Origin of the sequence: Sutcliffiella horikoshii (genome assembly GCF_002157855.1) — a bacterium.
Classification (GTDB): domain Bacteria; phylum Bacillota; class Bacilli; order Bacillales; family Bacillaceae_I; genus Sutcliffiella_A; species Sutcliffiella_A horikoshii_C.
In genome coordinates, this window is the sequence record NZ_CP020880.1 from 1,645,699 (window position 1) to 1,662,986 (window position 17,288).

The window sequence follows — 17,288 nt, forward strand, 5'->3', positions numbered from 1 at the left end:
AGGTATCATTTTGGACAAGTTAGATAATGAAATAAGGAGGAAAACCTTGATGAATGACTATGTTTTAAAAACGAATCAATTGTCTAAAAAATATCAAAATAAAATGGCGCTTAATAAGGTAAATGTAACAATAAAAAAGGGCTCTATTTATGGTTTTATTGGACAAAATGGTGCTGGGAAATCCACGTTAATTCGATTAATCACAGGTCTTTCTTATCCAACAACAGGTACATTCGAATTGTTTGGAGAAAATAGAAAACGAGAGTTAATTGAAGCCAGGAAACGAATTGGAACAATAATTGAAGGCCCTGCTTTATACCCACAAATGACAGCCGCTGAAAATTTAGAAGCACATCGGCTTCTAAAAGGAATTCCGGGGAAAGAATGTATTGACAAAACTCTTAAGACAGTAGGATTACAAAGTGCAGGAAAAAAGAAAGCAAAGAATTTTTCTTTAGGAATGAAACAGCGTCTAGGGCTTGCTATAGCTTTATTAGGAGATCCAGAGTTTTTGATTCTTGATGAACCTATTAATGGTTTAGACCCAATGGGAGTAGTTGAAATCAGAGAATTATTAAATAAGCTTAACCAAGAGTATGATATTACGATTTTAATCTCAAGTCATATTTTAAGTGAACTGCATTTATTAGCTACACATTATGGAATTATTCATAATGGAGAATTGCTTGAGCAGTTATCCGCAAAAGAACTGAATGAAAAGTGCCAGCAATATTTGCATATAAAAGTAGATAATCCAAACAAAGCTGCAACAGTTATTGAAAGTCTCCTTGCAACGCAAGAGTTTGAAGTAATGCCAGATGGAACCATGAAGTTGTATGCCTATGTAGATGTGCCAGGTAAAGTCTCCAAAATCCTAACCAATGAAGGATTGGTCATCGAAGAATTTATGCCAATGGGAGAAGATTTGGAAACGTACTTTAGTAATCGTATTGGAGGGGTGCAGCATGGGTAATTTACTGAAAACTGAATGGTATAAATTGAAGAGGGACCGCTCATTTCGGTTTCTAACATGGATGTTACTCGCTGCTGCTGTTTTGTTTCCTTTAATTGAATTTGATAACGGTTCTCCTGGTCTGCCTGCAGTAAAGGACTATTATTTGGAAAATGTCCTAGGTACCCATGGGAATATCGTCAAGCTTATTCCTAGTATTTTTGCTGGATTCTTTATTACAAACGAATACTCGATGGGCACAATGAAAAGCATTGTTTCTTCTGGGAATAGCAGGGTACGAATCTACTTCGCTAAGCTTATCGTATTCTCCGTTGGAACTACTATCATCTCATTAATACTGCCGATTTTTATGACAGGTGCTAGTGCGATTTATTTTGGCTTTCAAGAGATGCCTGAATGGACATATTACTTCCAAACAGTAGGACTTATCATATTATATGGGGCAGCCTTTGCGTCGATTATGGCGGTCTTTTCTATCCTTTTCACCGACAGTGGGAAAACGATTGGATTTCTGCTTATGTTTTTTATATTTGTCGACTGGCCACTGCAAGTTTTAGCTGCAAAAGTGCCATTTTTTGAACCTATTCTATATCATTCTGTTTTTAAGTTAATTTACGATATTATCATTGTTAACTCCTTGGAAAGTGCTGAAGTGTTAACCCTTGTTGTTGTTCCGATTGTCACATTTTTTGCATTTGGGGCTTTAGGAAGCTTTATTTTTCAAAGAAAAGAAATTAAGTAAACAGAAAGTAGGTGAGGTCATATGCTCTATTTGCTCCTAACTGTTATGATCGCTTTCGTATATGTCCTCACTCGTTTGTATCAACTCAAAAAGGAAATTAAGAGTACAACTCGGCAACTCATTCAATTAAACCAACATAAAACAGCTAAGAAGATTGATGTTGGTTTTCTTAATCGTGATTTTGAGGAATTAGCACAGGAAATAAATCGCCAAATTGACCAAACGAAAAAGGCGGAGGCAGAAAAACGAACGACCGAAAACGAGTTAAAGCAGGCAATATCTCATATTGCACATGACATTCGTACACCTATGACTTCAATAGTTGGGTATATTCAATTTCTAGAATCAGATGAAATAAGTAGCGAGATGAAAAAGGAATACATAGAAACAATAAAAAGTAGTGCAGGAAGATTAAAGGTTTTACTTGAGGATTTTTTCGAGCTATCGATCATCGAACAAGCAGATTATCCATTGAAAATGGAGAGGGTTAAGTTTAATGATCTAGTTTTAGAAGTGCTTTTTGGCTTTTATGAGGAGTTTAATAAGAGAAACATAGAGCCTGCAATACGCATTCCAGAAGATGATATGATCATGTTGCTTGACCCATCCGCTGTCAAAAGAGTAATTGAAAACTTATTAGTAAATGCAATTAGATACTCTAGTGGAGAGGTTACTATTCTCCTTCAAAATTGTATATCTTCCATTCAACTTAAGGTTAGCAACTCTGTTGATTCTCTAAATGAACAAGATGTAAAGCAAATGTTTGACCGTTTTTATAAGGCTGACCAGACAAGGACGGGAAAAGGTACTGGTCTGGGTTTACCAATCGCTAAAAGCTTGATGGAAAAAATGAACGGGAATATTTATGCTGAGTTAAGGGATAATCAATTAACTATGATTTGTGAATGGGAATTTAAATTTGCTTAAATCAATAAATACCTGCTTGAACAAATGAGGGTTTTTTTGAAGAAGAACAAATAGCAAAATAAAGTCATCTACTGCATAGTTCAACGATACTATTCATTTGAAAAAGGGGATATTCAACAATCGGGCGCAATCCTTGAAAAAAGGATTAGCGCTTATTTTTATTTGCTCCAATTAACAGTGCTTACTAAAGAGGGTTACGATTTTATTTGTGGAAGTTATTTACTTATCGTAAAAATTTTTCTATCAAATCTCCCATTAATGAATTAAGACGATACAACATCGTCTGATGAAAAAGCGGCACTTTATTTTAATTAACTGTAACTTTTTACATAACTCAAACGAATTATAAATGAATTGAAAACAAGGGGGGAAAAGATTGATTAATGTAAAGGATATTGAATCCAGTATTGTTGTCATTTACAATAAACACCATTTAGATGTCTATCGATTTCTTATTTGCTTTTCTGGAAATCAAAATGATGCAGAGGACTTAACGCAGGAAGTATTTATTCGGGTATTAAAAAATCTACCCAATTTTAATTGTACTAATAACCTCAAGACGTGGATTTTTTCCATCGCGAAACACGTTGCAATTGATCATTATAGAAAAAGGAAGTTTGCCACAATATTTAGGGAGGGGTTTTTTAAACAATTAGAATCAAATAACAAAAAACCTGATGAAGAATATGAAATTAATGAAATGAAAGAATTAGTGCATGATGCAATTTCAAAATTAAAGCCCAGTTATAGGGCTGTAGTAATTCTCCGTGGAATAAATGAATTTTCCATAAAAGAAACTTCAGACATTCTTAAATGTAGTGAATCAAAAGTGAAAGTGGATTATCATAGAGCCTTAAAAATACTGAAAAACAAATTGCATTTTGCTACTGAGGAGGTTTTGACAAATGTTAAATGAGAAAAATTTAATGAATACTATCAGAAGAACTTATCAGCAGCAGCCAAGAGAAGAGTTCGTTGTCTCTACTGAAAAAATATTAAGACAAAAGGCTAGAAGTATGGATAAAAGAATACAAGTAAAAAGATTATCTGCAGTCTGGAGTGGCGTCTTTCTTTTTGCAGTTGCTTTTTCTTGGATATTTTTGTTCAGTGGAAAGGATGTATTGATTAATGCTTTAAACAACTTAGATGAAGGGGCATCTTCATTTGTAATCAATAGTACTAAAAAAGAACCATTAGTATTTATTTACCACACACATAACCAAGAGTCCTTCACTCCAGAACTAAATGGAAATAGTAGTGAAAATGCATTTAGTGATTCTAAAAATATTACATTAGTTGGTAAGAAATTAAGTGAAGCTCTAAACGAGAAGAATATAAACGCTATTTATGATGATACCGACATAGCTAGTGTTTTAAACGAAAGGGATTTAATGTTTGCAGATTCCTATCTAATTTCAAGAGAGATTTTACAAAATACATTAAATGAGCACGAGAGTATCAAAATGGTTATTGATCTACACAGAGATTCACAAAAAAGAGAAGCCACAACAGTTAAAATTAATGGAAAAGACTATGCAAGGATTCTTTTTGCTGTATCTTCTATCAGTGAACATTATGATATTAACAACGAATTTGCTATAGAACTGAATTCAAAACTAGAAGAACTATATCCAGGTATCACTAGAGGAATATATTTACCTGGTGAAAGTGCACGTAACAATTATAACCAAGACCTTCATCCTAATTCTGTATTAGTAGAAATAGGTGGTATAGAAAATTCCTTGGAAGAGACATATAGAACAGCAGAAATCTTTGCAGAAGTAGTTAAACAAGTAATGGATGATTTAGAATAAATTTGTCTTACTAACTAAGGGGCCAATTGCTAGTGATATACACAATAATGTCACTTTAACTTGATAGAAGAACGACCTCTAAAATTGATGTAATTTATGGCTGGATAAACTTAATGTTATTTCGTTATAGAAGGCAATAATTGAGATTCTATACAAGTTATCTCGAATTAAAGTCTTCGGCAATCGGGCGCATTCCTATAAAAAAGGATTAGCGCTCATTCTTTTCATCACTTATAATGGTGAAAAATAATAGAAGTATTCTTCATTAAAAACAGTACTCCTTGATCAACCTAACAAAATTTTCTTGAAACGAGGTGTTTTTTTGGCAGCTATTTTAGTAGCAGACGATGACCTTTTCATAAGGGAACTGATTGCGATCTATTTAAAAAAAGAGGGATATACAGTTTTTGAAGCAAATGATGGTGTAGAAGCTACGAATATTTTATCTCAACGTACCGTTCATTTATGCATCATTGATGTTATGATGCCAAATAAAAACGGCTGGGAACTTTGTAAGGAAATAAGAGAGTTATATGACTTGCCTATACTAATGGTTACGGCTAAAGGAGAGAGCGAAGATAAAGTAAAAGGCTTTCAGCAAGGGACAGACGATTATATTGTTAAGCCATTTGATACACATGAATTAATCATGCGAGTTAAAGCGCTCTTAAGGAGATACAAAATCAATACAGCAAATAAAGTGACAATTGGAAATGTTGTAATTGACGCGAATAGTATGGAAGTTACCATTAATCATGAGCCTATCATATTTCCTTTAAAAGAGTTCCAACTTCTGTTTAAACTTGCTAGTCATCCTGGACAAGTGTTTTCAAGAGACCAGTTGATAGAAGAAATTTGGGGAAGTGATTTTGAAGGTTTCGATAGAACCGTTGACTCACATATTAAGAAAATAAGGAAAAAGTTAAACCAACAAATGGCTTTTGATATCCTGACCATTAGGGGGTTGGGCTATCGATTAGAGGTAATAAAGGATGTTTAATACGTTATATGTTCGCGTCGTAGTTACATTTATTTTAGTTGTAGTAATAAGTTTAACAGCCGCTTTCTATATCACATTTAGCTTTTATCAGGAGCGTGTGTTAAGTGAGTTGGAGGGAGAAATGATTCAAGCTGGAAAGGGTATCATTCAGTTACAAAAAACGATGGGACAAGAGAACCTTGAAGGCTATTTGGCGGGAATATCAACCATTACCTTTAATATCGCTCTTTATTCTGAAGATGGTGAAGTGAAGGTGTTTGGAAGAAATACGGATGAACCAATGGCTGCCCCTTCAGATGTTCAGAAAGTGTTAAATGGAGGCGTTTATCGAGTAGAATCCACGGAAAAAAGATTGTTAAAGAACGTAACAATCGGTTTGCCGTTTCAAGTGGAGGAAGAGAGATATGCGCTATTTCTTAAGCCAAGGATTATGGATCGCATTGATATTATTAAAGAAGCACTTATTACTGTTTTAACGTATGTGTTGATTATTGGTAGCTTACTTTATTTAGTAGCTGCATTTCTATTAGTAAATCCTATAAAAAAATTAACAGCTTTGACAACCAACATCGCAAAAGGCGACTTCCAGCAAATTAAATCAATTAAGCGAAAAGATGAAATCGGCGAATTAGGAAGAAGTTTTAATAGAATGACTAGCGAACTTATGAAGCTTGAAACGATGAGAAAAGAATTTATATCAAATGTTTCACATGATTTACAATCCCCCTTAACATCGATTAGAGGATTTGCTGTTGCATTAAAGGAAAATGAATTTTCTAAAGAACAGCAGGATCATTATTTAACCATTATTCAAAAAGAAAGTGAACGACTTGCAAAGCTTAGTGAGAACTTACTAAAACTTTCTGTGCTAGAAAATAAAGAATCATTGTTAGAGAAGGAAAATTTCCGCCTTGATCAACAAATTAGGCAAGTCTTTTTAAGCCATCAGCCACAATGGCTTGAAAAAAAACTCGAGTTAAATTTAGAAGATGTTAATAAAGTAGAGATAACAGCTGACCAGTTGCAATTAGAGCAAGTATGGCATAATCTACTTACAAACAGTATTAAATATTCCAATACCGGTGGCAAAATTAAAGTAGAAGTAAAGGAGATTCAAAAAAAAGTACAAGTGATTTTCTCTGACACTGGGATAGGGATTCCTGAAAAGGACCTTCCGTATATCTTTGATCGGTTTTTCAAGGTCGATAAAGCAAGGGTTCGCTCAGGTCAGGGGAGTGGTTTGGGGCTAGCGATTGTCAAAAAAATTATCGACCTTCATAAAGGTGAAATTTCCATTAAAAGTGAACATGGAGTAGGCACTTCTATTCAAATAGTACTTCCGAAATAACGTCAAACTCTTTTTAGAGTTTGGCTTTTTTAATTTTTAAGTTCTTAGTTGGTCATATTTAGGTCACATTTCTCTTATATAGTGAACTCATACACAAAAGGAGACATGCTGATATGAAAAAAATGATTGATTTTAGCTTAAAAAACAGTGTTGCAATGATTATGTTAACGATACTAGTTCTTATAACAGGTTATATATCAACAAATACAATTAAGTTGGAAAACTATCCAAATGTGGAGATTCCAACACTAATGATTCAGGTAGCATACCCAAACCATTCCTCAGAAGAAGCGGAGAAAGACATCACGCTACCAATAGAGGAAGCCATTGAAAACATAGCACCATATGAAGAATTAACGAGTACTACTCAAGATAATAGCACCATGATACAAGTAAGCTATGACTTCAATGAAGATATGGAAGAAAGAGAAAGGGAGATACAATCAGCGATTAGTAAGCTTAAGCTACCGGAAGATGCCACGCTGACTTACAAACGCTTATCGGCTAGTGCAAAGCCTATCTATCAAATTGCTTTCGCAGATGAAGAATTAACAGCATTACAAGAAAATATATCGGATACCCTTACACCACAGCTTCAAAATATTGCAGGTGTGAGTGATGTAACAGTCTCGGGAACAACCACTTCCAAACTAGTAATAGAAGTGGATGAAGAAAAAGCAGCGGAGAATGGTTTAACAATCGCAAGTATCATCCAAGTTTTAAACGAGAAAAACTATGTGTTACCTCTTGGAAGTCTAGAAGAAGAGGGGAAGATCCCGGTTAGTATGGAGGGGAACCTTTCTAGCATAGAAGATATAAAGGGGGTTCAAATCCCTGTTGCACCTTCGCAGCAAGGTATTCCGCCAAATGAGAAAGCAACAAATCCCTCCCAGCCCCAGAAACCAACGTTCATTTTGTTAAGTGAAATAGCGCAAATAAAAGAAGTGGAGGAAGAGAACGGTATCACTCGTTATAACGGTGAACCAGCACTTATTGTAAATGTAACAAAAACACAAGATGCGAATACAGCGGAGGTTGTGGAACATGTAAAAGAAGAGGTGAAAGACTTCCATGCTTCTTCCGATTCTGAATTATATACCATCATCGATCAAGGGAAAGAAGTAGAGAAATCCGTAAAATCCTTATTAAAAGAAGGCGGGTTCGGGGCCCTATTTACAATCATTATCATCTTGTTGTTTTTAAGAAATATCCGATCAACAGTAATTGCCATTTTATCGTTACCTATTTCGATCTTAGGTACCATTGCAGTTCTTGACTATTTTGGATACTCATTAAACATCATGACTCTTGGTGGAATCGCAGTTTCCGTGGGCCGGATTGTAGACGATAGTATTGTCGTTATTGAAAACATTTTCCAATGGATGCAGAAGGAAAAAAAATTATCAAAACGAGATCTAATTTCCAACGCTACTAAAGAAGTGATTGGAGCGGTCACGTCATCTACTGTGGCCACCATTGTTGTATTTCTGCCATTGGCTTTTGTAGGAGGGATTGTAGGGGAGTTTTTTAAGCCATTTTCTATTGCCGTGGTTACATCCATTACGCTTTCCTTACTTGTGGCCTTCATGCTCATCCCTGTTTTAGCTTTAACGCTTCTTAAAGAAGGAAGTCAGGAGGAGAAACAAGGTTGGATCCAAAAAGCATACGATCGGTTATTAAAAGGATCACTGAATTATAAATTGATGGTCATAATTAGTGCCTTTGTTTTATTGGCCGGGGCTCTCTTTTTGGTACCTGCAATCGGTAAGTCCTTTTTACCAAGTGGTCCAGCAAGTGCATTAGAGGTGGAGGTGGAACTCCCAGCGTCCACCACACTAGAAAAAACAAATAGTATGGCAAAAGAGATAGAAGAGTTGCTTATGGAAGATACGGCCATTGAATATGTTCAAGGCTCTGTAGGATTAGTCAATAACTCGAACCCATTAAAGCAAAAAGCTTCGTCTGATTATAAAGCTACTTTCTTTATTCAACTAAAAGATGGATACACCGTTACAATGGAACGAAAAGGTTTGGAAGATGAAATCGCTGCACAAGTATCAAAAACATACGAAGAAACTACCGTGCGAATTAATGAGGTACAGCAGGAAGGACCTCCATCAAGTAAAACCATTGACATTACACTCTATGGTGAGAATTTAGAGGCACTTCTGGACGCAGCGAATCAAGTGGAAGGCGTCTTACAGGAGAACGACCAACTAAGAGATGTGTCTAGTAGTGCACAGCAGCTTCAAACGAAGTACAAATTGGAGTTAAAGGACGAAGCGGTTGAATTAGGAGTAAATCAATTTACCATTTATCAGCAAGTCAATGAAAAAATGAATGAGCTTTCCGCTGGAGTGATGGACTTAGACAAGAAAGAGCTAGAGGTACTTGTAACCTACAACGAGTTAGTTCGTGATAAAAATGAATTAGAAAATATCGAGATCCTTACGCAGCAAGGACCAAAGCCATTGATGGAACTCGCAACGATAGAAGAACTGTCCATTCCAGCTACGATTCAGCATAAGGATGGGAAGCTTGCTTACACCTTGTCAGCAGAAAGTGTAAGTGAGGAGGTTGGAGCCGTAACAGAACAAGTAGAAGGGGATTTGGCATCACTAGCAATCTCAGATGAAGTAGAATGGGAAGTTGGTGGTGGGCAAGAGATGATGGCAGAAGGATTCCAAGACCTTGGTATCGCCATGATGATTGCGGTAGGATTGGTGTTCTTAACGTTAACCATCACATACGGAGGAGTCATTACACCATTTGTTATTCTTTCCTCTTTGATTTTTGTACCAATCGGTTCTCTCGGGGCCCTACTGATTACGGGTGAAACGTTATCCATGAGTGGAATGATCGGGATGCTGATGCTAATCGGGATTGTCGTAACAAATGCGGTTGTGATGCTAGACCGCGTAGAAGCAAACCGGATTAGTGGAATGGCCTTAGAGCATGCAGTGATTGAAGCGTGTAATACACGTTTCCGTCCCATTATTATGACCGCCCTCGCTACCATTTTAGCACTCGTACCACTAGCTTTATCAACATCATCGTCAGGTGTTATTTCTAAAGGGTTAGCCATAACTGTAATCGGGGGGCTTACTACTAGTACATTGCTCACGCTTGTCTTCATACCAGTTCTTTACAGTATCATTGGGAAGTGGAGAAGGTTTTCATAAATCCGATTTATTACAGTATAAAGTGCTTGCATGTTTCATTTAAAGTGGAGAATGTTAACTTGGTTTAATACAGATGCGAGCTCTCCGATAATAATTGATTTAAGTAACAGGTAGGATGAGAAATCCTACCTGTTATAATACGGGAGGGATAGTTTTGAAGAAGTGGATCGTTAGTGTTGTCGTTATGGTTGTTTTATTAAGTAGCATGTATTTGACAAAGCCTACAGAGGATATGTACGCAGACTGGCTATTAGGGGTTGTTATTGAAAAAGCTGGGGCAAACCAACCTTTACAGGAAACGACTTTGAAGATTTTTGGTAAAAAGATGATTGAAAACAATTCTGAATATAATGATTTCGTTTTCTTTACGATACATAAAACCCAATTCAAGGGAAAGGAAATGAAGTTTATTGGTGTATATAATTCTTTTGTGCCTATTATGAAGGAAAAGTAACTTAAGAAACTAAGTAATTTAATGGAGAAGTTGAGTTTTATTTGAAGTAGGAAGAAAAACTATTGTTGCAGAGTATAATGATACTATGCAACTATGTAACAGTAATCTTCCGTAATCGGGCGCTATCCTAAAACACGAATCTGCTCTCGTTTATCATTTTTGTTCGAGTAAGTTTCTCAAATAACTTATTGTGGAAATAATGGGTATTTGAGATAATTATTTTATAGCTGCCGGAGCTATTTAGGATTATTCACTATCTATAAAATAAAAATTGAAAAAGAATTACCTATCCTAATAGATTGGTAATTCTTTTTCACTATTTATTGATTTTTTCTGTCACGGTCCTGCATTTTTCTGATATTATCTGAATGGTAAGGTGAGCCATCAACTTCATTTACCACACTGAATGGATTGCCATCTAGGTCATAGAAATCAAAAAACTTCATTCCGCCAAAATCATCAATTTCGGATGTAACAATACCATTGCTTTTAAAATGTTGATGGGTTGCTTCAATATCATCAACAACAAAATTAAAATAACCATTTTTCTGATCATCATTGGTTCTGAACTCAGTGGGCTGCGGGGATTCAACCTTCACCAAGGCTATTTGTGTTGATCCTGATGGTAAATAAAAGCCAACTCCCTCTCCCCAACTATCAATCATCTTTGCACCAAGAAATTTTTCATACCATTCTGTTGATTTCTCTATGTCTGTAACTGGAATAAAAATACTACCTACTTTAAACATAATCTTCCTCCTCCAAATAAATTCTTACTATTAACGTTAATTATAATGTAAAAGTTACATGAAAAATAAAAATAAACGAAAAGGTGCTAAAACATGTTTCTAGAAGATATAGAGTATGAGATTAATAAACTTTATAAGTATTGCTTAAAACTGTCAGGTTCACCTTGGACAGCTGAGGATTTAGTACAAGAAACGTTTCTAAAGGTGTATAAAATTAAAAAGACCGAACCTAGTAGGGAGTTTACATTTGCTTTTTTATGTACGGTGGCTAAAAATAAGTTTATCGACGAGAAAAGAAAGTATAGAGAAAACATTCATTTTAATGAAGAATTAATGGGAAAAGAGTTCGATTTTATCGATTATTACGGTCTAATTGAAATTTTATTTACAAGTTTGCCTTTAAAGCAATCTATGCTTATTACCTTAAAGGATGTATTCGGATACACTTCAAAAGAAATTGCGTCCATGTTAAGAGTAAGTGATGAGTCAATAAAAACAGCACTTCATCGTTCTAGAAAGAAACTAAAATTAACAAATGCAACTGATATGGAAAAGGGAATGCTAATCTCGAATCAACAAATTTTTATGGCGCTTTCAAAATCAATACGAGAATCTAAACCTAAAGAGATATTCTATTATTATCGACTGTTAGAATCACAAAACTTTCAAGTGAAAAGAAGTTCACTTCATTCAGTATTCCATGTTATAGATCCCGATGGAAATATTTTAGAGATTGTATCTTAATCATTTAACCTAGTTTTATTGATTACGAAAGTGAGGTACGCTGATGTTCAAGTCTGTTGTTGCAAAATCACTACGCCTCTTACCTAATAAAGCATTAAAAACACCAATGATTCCTCTGCAAAATGTAAAAATGAAAAAAGATATGTTAATTGAAACATCTGTAAAACGCACTCCTATTTCTTTATACTACCCCATGAAAACTAACCAGAAGAAGCACCCTGTCTACATAAACTTCCATGGTGGCGCGTTTATCATGAATGAGAAGGAGATGGATGACCCCTATTGTCGCTTTTTATCCAATCAGGCAGAATGTGTGGTCGTTAATGTTGATTATGTGAAAGCACCAGAACATCGTTTTCCTAAACCTATTGAACAGGGCTATGAGTTAATTCAATGGCTGAAAAGTAGGGCAAATGAATTGAATATTGATGTGGAGAGAATAATGCTTGGCGGACAGAGTTCAGGTGCAAATATCGCAGCCGCCCTATGCCTATACCTGGAAGAGAAAGGGGAAAATCAGCCACTTCTCCAAGTGTTGTCTTGCCCTATGCTGGATTTTGTCACTCCTCATGCAGATAAACCAGAACCAGATAAGTGGCGTTCTCGATATCCTCAAGTAGCAAATTTTATTAACATGTGTTATTTAGCTGAAAAAGAACACGCTGGCCATCCACTTGCATCCCCTGTTCTAGCTAAGGTTAGTGACCGCTTAGCTCCTGCGCTTATTCTTAATGCAGAGTATGACGCATTTAAACCTGAGGCTAAATGTTATGCTGAGAAATTAAAAGCAGCAGGGGTAGACGTTCACTATGAACTATTTAAAGACTGTTTCCATGCGTTTACCCATCTAGGCCCAAAAGAAAGAGCGGAAGAGGCTTGGACGTTGATCGCAAGGAAAATCAAAGAAGTAGTAGAATCTTAACAAGTAGATTACATCAGGAAATAGTGCTCTTTATATTTATAACCGTTATAATATACTAAAATAAAAAAAGTTAAGGGGCTTTATATGGAAAAGAACATGGCATTACATGATTTTATTGTAAATAATACGGATTCCTTGACTAACGCTTGGTTCCAGGCTAAAAAAGCGAAGGAAAGTAGTATTTATTCGAGTACTGTTCCTACTATTGGTGAGAAATTACGTGTGCAAAATAAGAAGTTCATTACAACAATTGCTCATATTTTTATCAACCCTGATACGGAATCAAACTACGATGCTATTAAAAAATGGGCTTCTGAAGTTGCGAAAGATAGAGTTTCCACCCAAACAGAATTAAATGAAATCATTCCTCAGTTTAAAGTGTTTCGTCAGATTTACTGGAATAAAATTAATGAATTTGCATCAGAACCTACCAACTCTATCACGGCTGAGAAACTGTTAACCTGGTCTAATCTTTTCCATTATGCGTTTGACAACGTTATCGAGGAATTTGTGGCAACCTATACTGCTTATCACCGATCGACACTCTTGGCACAACAAGAAATGATATCAGAGTTAAGCTCACCAATTATAAAATTGACGAGTGAAATCAGTGTACTACCCTTGATAGGAAGCATTGATACACAAAGAGCGAAAATTATTACAGAGACAAGCCTTAAACAGTGTCAGGAAAAGAATGTAGAGTGTCTTGTCATCGATTTATCTGGTGTACCTATTGTGGACACTATGGTAGCCAATCAGTTATTTATCGCAGTCACCACTTTAGAGCTCATTGGAGTGAAAAGCATTATTACAGGTGTTCGTCCTGAAGTAGCACAGACAGCCATCCATCTTGGACTTGATTTCTCCCATATAACTATTTACTCTACTCTTCAAAAAGCACTGGAGAAATGGGGAGTTACGTAAAAATAGAATTTGAAATACATCCTATCTCTAACAAGAAATTTATGGCTGAGATGAGAGAGAAAATTAATAGAAAGATTGGGTTGCCATCCCCAAGATGGATGCTCGAGGTCGGCGCTGTCGTTATTAGGACGGAAACAGAGTTAATCCTGAAAAGCAGGTGGGTCATTCCCGAAAGGTTGGAAAAAGAAGGCTATCAATTCAAGTATCCTAAGATAGATGAAGCCCTAGCAGACATTTTATCCTAGAATATTGATTTGTTTTATTCCGTGCCTCTGAGGGTATACCTTCACTAGATGAAGGGAGTAGATAGAAATGACATTAACAAAAGAAAAGCAGAAAACACTTCAAACCAAACTGGAAAAGATGAAAGAAAGTATAGAGAAAAAGCAAGAAAGCAGTATATTGGACGAATCCTTGCGCGAGTCTACAGGAGAAATCACGACTGGAATTGGGAACCACTTGGCGGAAGGCAACGCGGAGAGAGTGGAGCGAGAACAGGAACAAACCTTTGAGCAGATTGATGAGAAATTGCTAGGTGAAATTGAAGAAGCATTAGCTAGAATAGAAGAAGGAACATATGGTACTTGTGTCGATACAGGGGAAGAGATTCCATACGAGCGTCTTGAGGCATTGCCATATGCAAAACGGACAGCGCAAGCACAGGAGAAATTTGATAAAGGGGAAAGATAATGAATAAAGAGCCACCGGGATAAAACCGGTGGCTTTATTTTTCATAATGCAAGATAATACATTCTTAAACATTGGAAACCGGAAACCCTTGGTGAATCTTATTCAATTACTGGGACTAGTTCTATTTATACTGCTCATGAGGACCTCTCTAGCGTGAAAACGAAGGGGGAGATGTCTTCATCGAACTTATGAGGACGTTACGAGTGTGAAAACGAAGGGGGAGATGTCTTCATTGAGCTTATGAGGACGTTACTAGTGTGAAAGCGGAGGGAGAGATGTCTTCATCGTGATATGAGGACCTCTCTAGCGTGAAAACAATAACGGAAAGGTCTTCATTAGGTGTCAAAAGAATCCACGGTGGGAGAGATAGAAAAAGACAGTCAAATCGACTGTCTCCCTTTACTTCTTCTATACTGATAAAACACCACTGAAGTTAGTAACAATAGCCCTGTAACCCCGAGGAAAATATTGCGATAAATCTCCTCCACTGGTAAGTCTCCTTGCCACACAATCAACAACCCAGTCAATGCCACTCCAAAAGCACCACCGAAGAATTGGACTAGCTGGGCAATCCCCATGCCGGCACCAAGCTCCGATTTATCCAAAATCCTTGATATCTCATTTGAAATGCTTGAGGTTAGTGCTGAAAATCCTGTACTCATAAACATATAGGTAACCAAAATCACAAAAGGAGAAAGATTCCCAAGCATTCCAAATGATAGGGTAGAAATAATTAAAAACACCTGACCGAACAAAATCAGGGGCATATTGCCAAAGCGGTCGATAAACCTGCCGATGAATTGAGCGGCAATGGCGGAAAGGATTGCTCCCGGAAAGATAAGCAAGCCGATGGTTGCCGGTTCCTTGTTGAAAATCACTGCCAACATGATCGGCATTAAAAACAATGCTGAGAAATGTGAGACAAATGCACCGAATCCAATACCCAACAGTTTCACTAACTGCCTGTTTTTTAACAATGCAGGTTGAATGAAAGGTGTCGAAACCTTGTGTATATGACGCCATAACCATAAGAGTGCAGCAATACTGACCAGTAAAATTGGAAGCTTAAAAGTGGAAAGGTAAAGTAATAGTCCAGTTACACCAGTTCCAATTAACAGACCACCAAGGTAGTCAAATTTAATTTTTTGTGTTTCTTCATGAGGCAATAATTTTCGAAATAGTGGCAGTAGCAATAAAACGAATCCTGTTACAACGAAAAGGTAATGCCAGCCCAAGTATTGGGTGATCAGTCCCCCGATTACTGGACCAAGTCCAAATCCAAGAGAGGCGGCAGAAGAGATGAAAGCCATCGCTTTTCCTCTTCTAGATATTGGGATGTATCGTCCCGCCAATACCATGGCGAGCCCTGGGACAGCACCGGCACCTGCAGCTTGCAATAGTCTTGCGGCTAATAACCAAACGAAATCTTGAGAAAAGAATCCGATAATCGAGGAAATGGCTAACAAGGCAAGTCCAATGCTTAGCAACTTCCTAATCGGTAAAAAATCCGACAACCTGCTATAGGTCAAAGTTGAAATCGCGAAAACGATTGAATAGCCAGATACAATCCAGGAAGCGGTGGAGGAGGATAGGCTCAGCTCGCTCAATACACTTGGCAAGGCAACATTGAACATGGTTGTATTCATGACAACAAGCCAAACGGTGGCACTCCAGATAAGGATGATTTTATTTTCTTCTATTACGGGTTGTTCTAGGTCTTTATAATCGGCGGTGTGTGATGCCATTTGTCTCACCAGTTTCTATCTTAGTTTTGTAAAAATTCTTGTAATGCCTTGTAGTTGTTTTTCGCATCTTCATACCCTAGTTCATAAAGGGCTTGAAGGCGTTCCTTTTTCCGTTCCATTCTGCCTACAGGTAACGGCTGGCTTGGCTGGAATACAAAAGTGGATCCGGATTCCTTCTCTGCAGCGACATAGTCCAATGTTTCATTATATAGCTTGTAACGTGTCTGAAGACGTTCTGAAATAATCGGAAATTGCTTGTATTTGAACAGGGAAGAGAACCGGCTTGCTTTCTTTTTGTAGCCAACAGGCTTTGTCAAAATCACAACATTTTTTTCAAAGCCATCTTTTTGGGCTTTTTTTAATGGGATCGGATCAATGATTCCACCATCCAATAGCATTTTGTCTTGATAGGCAACACTTGGCGCAACAAAAGGCAGAGAGCTTGATGCCCGAATCAGCTGAAGCATATCTTCTCCATGCTGGTCCATGTTGTAGTAGACAGGTTCGCCAGTCAGACAATCCGTTGTTACGACTACAAACTGTTCTGTTCTGTTTAAGAATGAATCATAGTCATAAGGAACAAGTTTATTCGGTATTTCATCAAATAAAAAATCCATGTCAAACATCTGGCGTTTTTTCCAAAAGTTACGATAGGAAAGGTATCTGGGATCTCCAACAAAGTCGATATTGACCTTTTTGTTTCTACCCGGCTGTCTCGAAAGATAAGAAGCTGCCATGCAAGCTCCGGCAGAAACACCAATCACATATGGAAAGTATAAGTTTTTTTCCATAAAATATTCTAAAATTCCGGCAGTATATACTCCGCGCATACCCCCGCCTTCAAGTACTAATCCACTGTTTAACAACTTCTATCCCTCTTTTCATATCTTTGAAAGTTCCAATCTTTTCATAAAGCATATTGTAACAAACCTCCCCAACCTTTGTCCGAAACGGTGCCTGAAAAAATGTGGGTGATAAAAAGTCCATGCAAAATGTTCAAAAAGTGCATAGCTTTCCTAGTCTATGCGACCTATAATAATAATGAAAATCATTATCAATTACATAGACTGAATG

Annotated in this window: 16 protein-coding genes and 1 pseudogene; 14 read left to right on the forward strand and 3 right to left on the reverse strand. The window is 36.8% G+C overall.

Going from position 1 to position 17,288, the window contains the following annotated elements:
* The first annotated feature begins 49 nt into the window (after window positions 1-49).
* The 9 genes from B4U37_RS08545 to B4U37_RS08585 all read left to right on the forward strand — a co-directional run bounded on the left by B4U37_RS08545 (window position 50) and on the right by B4U37_RS08585 (window position 10,440).
* Window positions 50-973: an ABC transporter ATP-binding protein gene (locus B4U37_RS08545; RefSeq protein ID WP_088017886.1), complete on the forward strand. Its 924-nt coding sequence runs from the start codon at window positions 50-52 to the stop codon at window positions 971-973.
* On the forward strand, window positions 966-1,715 hold the full coding sequence (locus tag B4U37_RS08550; protein ID WP_010192537.1) for an ABC transporter permease: 750 nt from the start codon (window positions 966-968) through the stop codon (window positions 1,713-1,715). Before B4U37_RS08545 ends, B4U37_RS08550 begins: the two co-directional genes overlap by 8 nt.
* A gap of 45 nt (window positions 1,716-1,760) precedes the next feature.
* Window positions 1,761-2,642, forward strand: a complete 882-nt coding sequence (locus B4U37_RS08555) for a sensor histidine kinase (protein ID WP_245840072.1) — start codon at window positions 1,761-1,763, stop codon at window positions 2,640-2,642.
* Between the two features lie 376 nt (window positions 2,643-3,018).
* Window positions 3,019-3,558 (forward strand): RNA polymerase sigma factor, encoded by a 540-nt coding sequence (locus B4U37_RS08560; protein ID WP_088017887.1) that lies wholly within the window; start codon window positions 3,019-3,021, stop codon window positions 3,556-3,558.
* Complete coding sequence (gene spoIIP, locus B4U37_RS08565; RefSeq protein ID WP_088017888.1) at window positions 3,548-4,456, forward strand: stage II sporulation protein P; 909 nt, start codon at window positions 3,548-3,550, stop codon at window positions 4,454-4,456. The genes B4U37_RS08560 and spoIIP overlap by 11 nt, the downstream gene beginning before the upstream one ends.
* Window positions 4,457-4,778: 322 nt before the next feature.
* On the forward strand, window positions 4,779-5,456 hold the full coding sequence (locus B4U37_RS08570; RefSeq protein WP_088017889.1) for a response regulator transcription factor: 678 nt from the start codon (window positions 4,779-4,781) through the stop codon (window positions 5,454-5,456).
* Window positions 5,449-6,804, forward strand: a complete 1,356-nt coding sequence (locus B4U37_RS08575) for a sensor histidine kinase (RefSeq protein WP_010192546.1) — start codon at window positions 5,449-5,451, stop codon at window positions 6,802-6,804. The genes B4U37_RS08570 and B4U37_RS08575 overlap by 8 nt, the downstream gene beginning before the upstream one ends.
* Before the next feature lie 113 nt (window positions 6,805-6,917).
* On the forward strand, window positions 6,918-9,986 hold the full coding sequence (locus B4U37_RS08580; protein ID WP_088017890.1) for an efflux RND transporter permease subunit: 3,069 nt from the start codon (window positions 6,918-6,920) through the stop codon (window positions 9,984-9,986).
* Window positions 9,987-10,140: 154 nt separating this feature from the next.
* A complete protein-coding gene (locus B4U37_RS08585; RefSeq protein ID WP_010192552.1) occupies window positions 10,141-10,440 on the forward strand; it encodes a hypothetical protein in 300 nt (99 codons plus the stop codon).
* A 320-nt stretch (window positions 10,441-10,760) separates the two neighbouring features.
* Here B4U37_RS08585 and B4U37_RS08590 read toward each other — a convergent pair whose 3' ends face one another.
* Window positions 10,761-11,189 (reverse strand): VOC family protein, encoded by a 429-nt coding sequence (locus B4U37_RS08590; RefSeq protein WP_088017891.1) that lies wholly within the window; start codon window positions 11,187-11,189, stop codon window positions 10,761-10,763.
* Between the two features lie 93 nt (window positions 11,190-11,282).
* Here B4U37_RS08590 and B4U37_RS08595 point away from each other — a divergent pair, with 93 nt between their 5' ends.
* The 5 genes and pseudogenes from B4U37_RS08595 to B4U37_RS08615 all read left to right on the forward strand — a co-directional run bounded on the left by B4U37_RS08595 (window position 11,283) and on the right by B4U37_RS08615 (window position 14,469).
* The gene (locus B4U37_RS08595; RefSeq protein ID WP_088017892.1) at window positions 11,283-11,933 is read left to right on the forward strand and encodes an RNA polymerase sigma factor; all 651 of its coding nucleotides are present in this window, start codon (window positions 11,283-11,285) and stop codon (window positions 11,931-11,933) included.
* A gap of 43 nt (window positions 11,934-11,976) precedes the next feature.
* Window positions 11,977-12,855 carry an alpha/beta hydrolase gene (locus tag B4U37_RS08600; protein ID WP_010192564.1) on the forward strand — a complete coding sequence of 293 codons (879 nt, stop codon included), beginning with the start codon at window positions 11,977-11,979 and terminating at the stop codon, window positions 12,853-12,855.
* Window positions 12,856-12,939: 84 nt separating this feature from the next.
* Window positions 12,940-13,779, forward strand: coding sequence for an STAS domain-containing protein (locus B4U37_RS08605; RefSeq protein ID WP_010192565.1), 840 nt, complete (start codon window positions 12,940-12,942; stop codon window positions 13,777-13,779).
* 17 nt (window positions 13,780-13,796) lie between these two features.
* A pseudogene (locus tag B4U37_RS08610) lies at window positions 13,797-14,024 on the forward strand (DUF1731 domain-containing protein); the annotation flags it as partial.
* A 67-nt stretch (window positions 14,025-14,091) separates the two neighbouring features.
* The gene (locus tag B4U37_RS08615) at window positions 14,092-14,469 is read left to right on the forward strand and encodes a TraR/DksA family transcriptional regulator (RefSeq protein ID WP_010192570.1); all 378 of its coding nucleotides are present in this window, start codon (window positions 14,092-14,094) and stop codon (window positions 14,467-14,469) included.
* A gap of 380 nt (window positions 14,470-14,849) precedes the next feature.
* On the opposite strand, the gene B4U37_RS08620 is transcribed toward B4U37_RS08615, so the two are convergent.
* Window positions 14,850-16,214 (reverse strand): MFS transporter, encoded by a 1,365-nt coding sequence (locus B4U37_RS08620; RefSeq protein ID WP_088017894.1) that lies wholly within the window; start codon window positions 16,212-16,214, stop codon window positions 14,850-14,852.
* A gap of 20 nt (window positions 16,215-16,234) precedes the next feature.
* A complete protein-coding gene (locus B4U37_RS08625; RefSeq protein WP_088017895.1) occupies window positions 16,235-17,080 on the reverse strand; it encodes a patatin-like phospholipase family protein in 846 nt (281 codons plus the stop codon).
* Window positions 17,081-17,288: the final 208 nt, after the last annotated feature.

Bases quoted from the DNA above. Each gene is read 5' to 3' on its own strand.
- B4U37_RS08595 (WP_088017892.1), top strand. From the start codon at position 11,283: ATGTTTCTAGAAGATATAGAGTATGAGATTAATAAACTTTATAAGTAT.
- spoIIP (WP_088017888.1), top strand. From the start codon at position 3,548: ATGTTAAATGAGAAAAATTTAATGAATACTATCAGAAGAACTTATCAG.
- B4U37_RS08575 (WP_010192546.1), top strand. From the start codon at position 5,449: ATGTTTAATACGTTATATGTTCGCGTCGTAGTTACATTTATTTTAGTT.
- B4U37_RS08550 (WP_010192537.1), top strand. From the start codon at position 966: ATGGGTAATTTACTGAAAACTGAATGGTATAAATTGAAGAGGGACCGC.
- B4U37_RS08545 (WP_088017886.1), top strand. From the start codon at position 50: ATGAATGACTATGTTTTAAAAACGAATCAATTGTCTAAAAAATATCAA.
- B4U37_RS08615 (WP_010192570.1), top strand. From the start codon at position 14,092: ATGACATTAACAAAAGAAAAGCAGAAAACACTTCAAACCAAACTGGAA.
- B4U37_RS08600 (WP_010192564.1), top strand. From the start codon at position 11,977: ATGTTCAAGTCTGTTGTTGCAAAATCACTACGCCTCTTACCTAATAAA.
- B4U37_RS08590 (WP_088017891.1), bottom strand. From the start codon at position 11,189: ATGTTTAAAGTAGGTAGTATTTTTATTCCAGTTACAGACATAGAGAAA.
- B4U37_RS08555 (WP_245840072.1), top strand. From the start codon at position 1,761: ATGATCGCTTTCGTATATGTCCTCACTCGTTTGTATCAACTCAAAAAG.
- B4U37_RS08580 (WP_088017890.1), top strand. From the start codon at position 6,918: ATGAAAAAAATGATTGATTTTAGCTTAAAAAACAGTGTTGCAATGATT.
- B4U37_RS08605 (WP_010192565.1), top strand. From the start codon at position 12,940: ATGGAAAAGAACATGGCATTACATGATTTTATTGTAAATAATACGGAT.
- B4U37_RS08620 (WP_088017894.1), bottom strand. From the start codon at position 16,214: ATGGCATCACACACCGCCGATTATAAAGACCTAGAACAACCCGTAATA.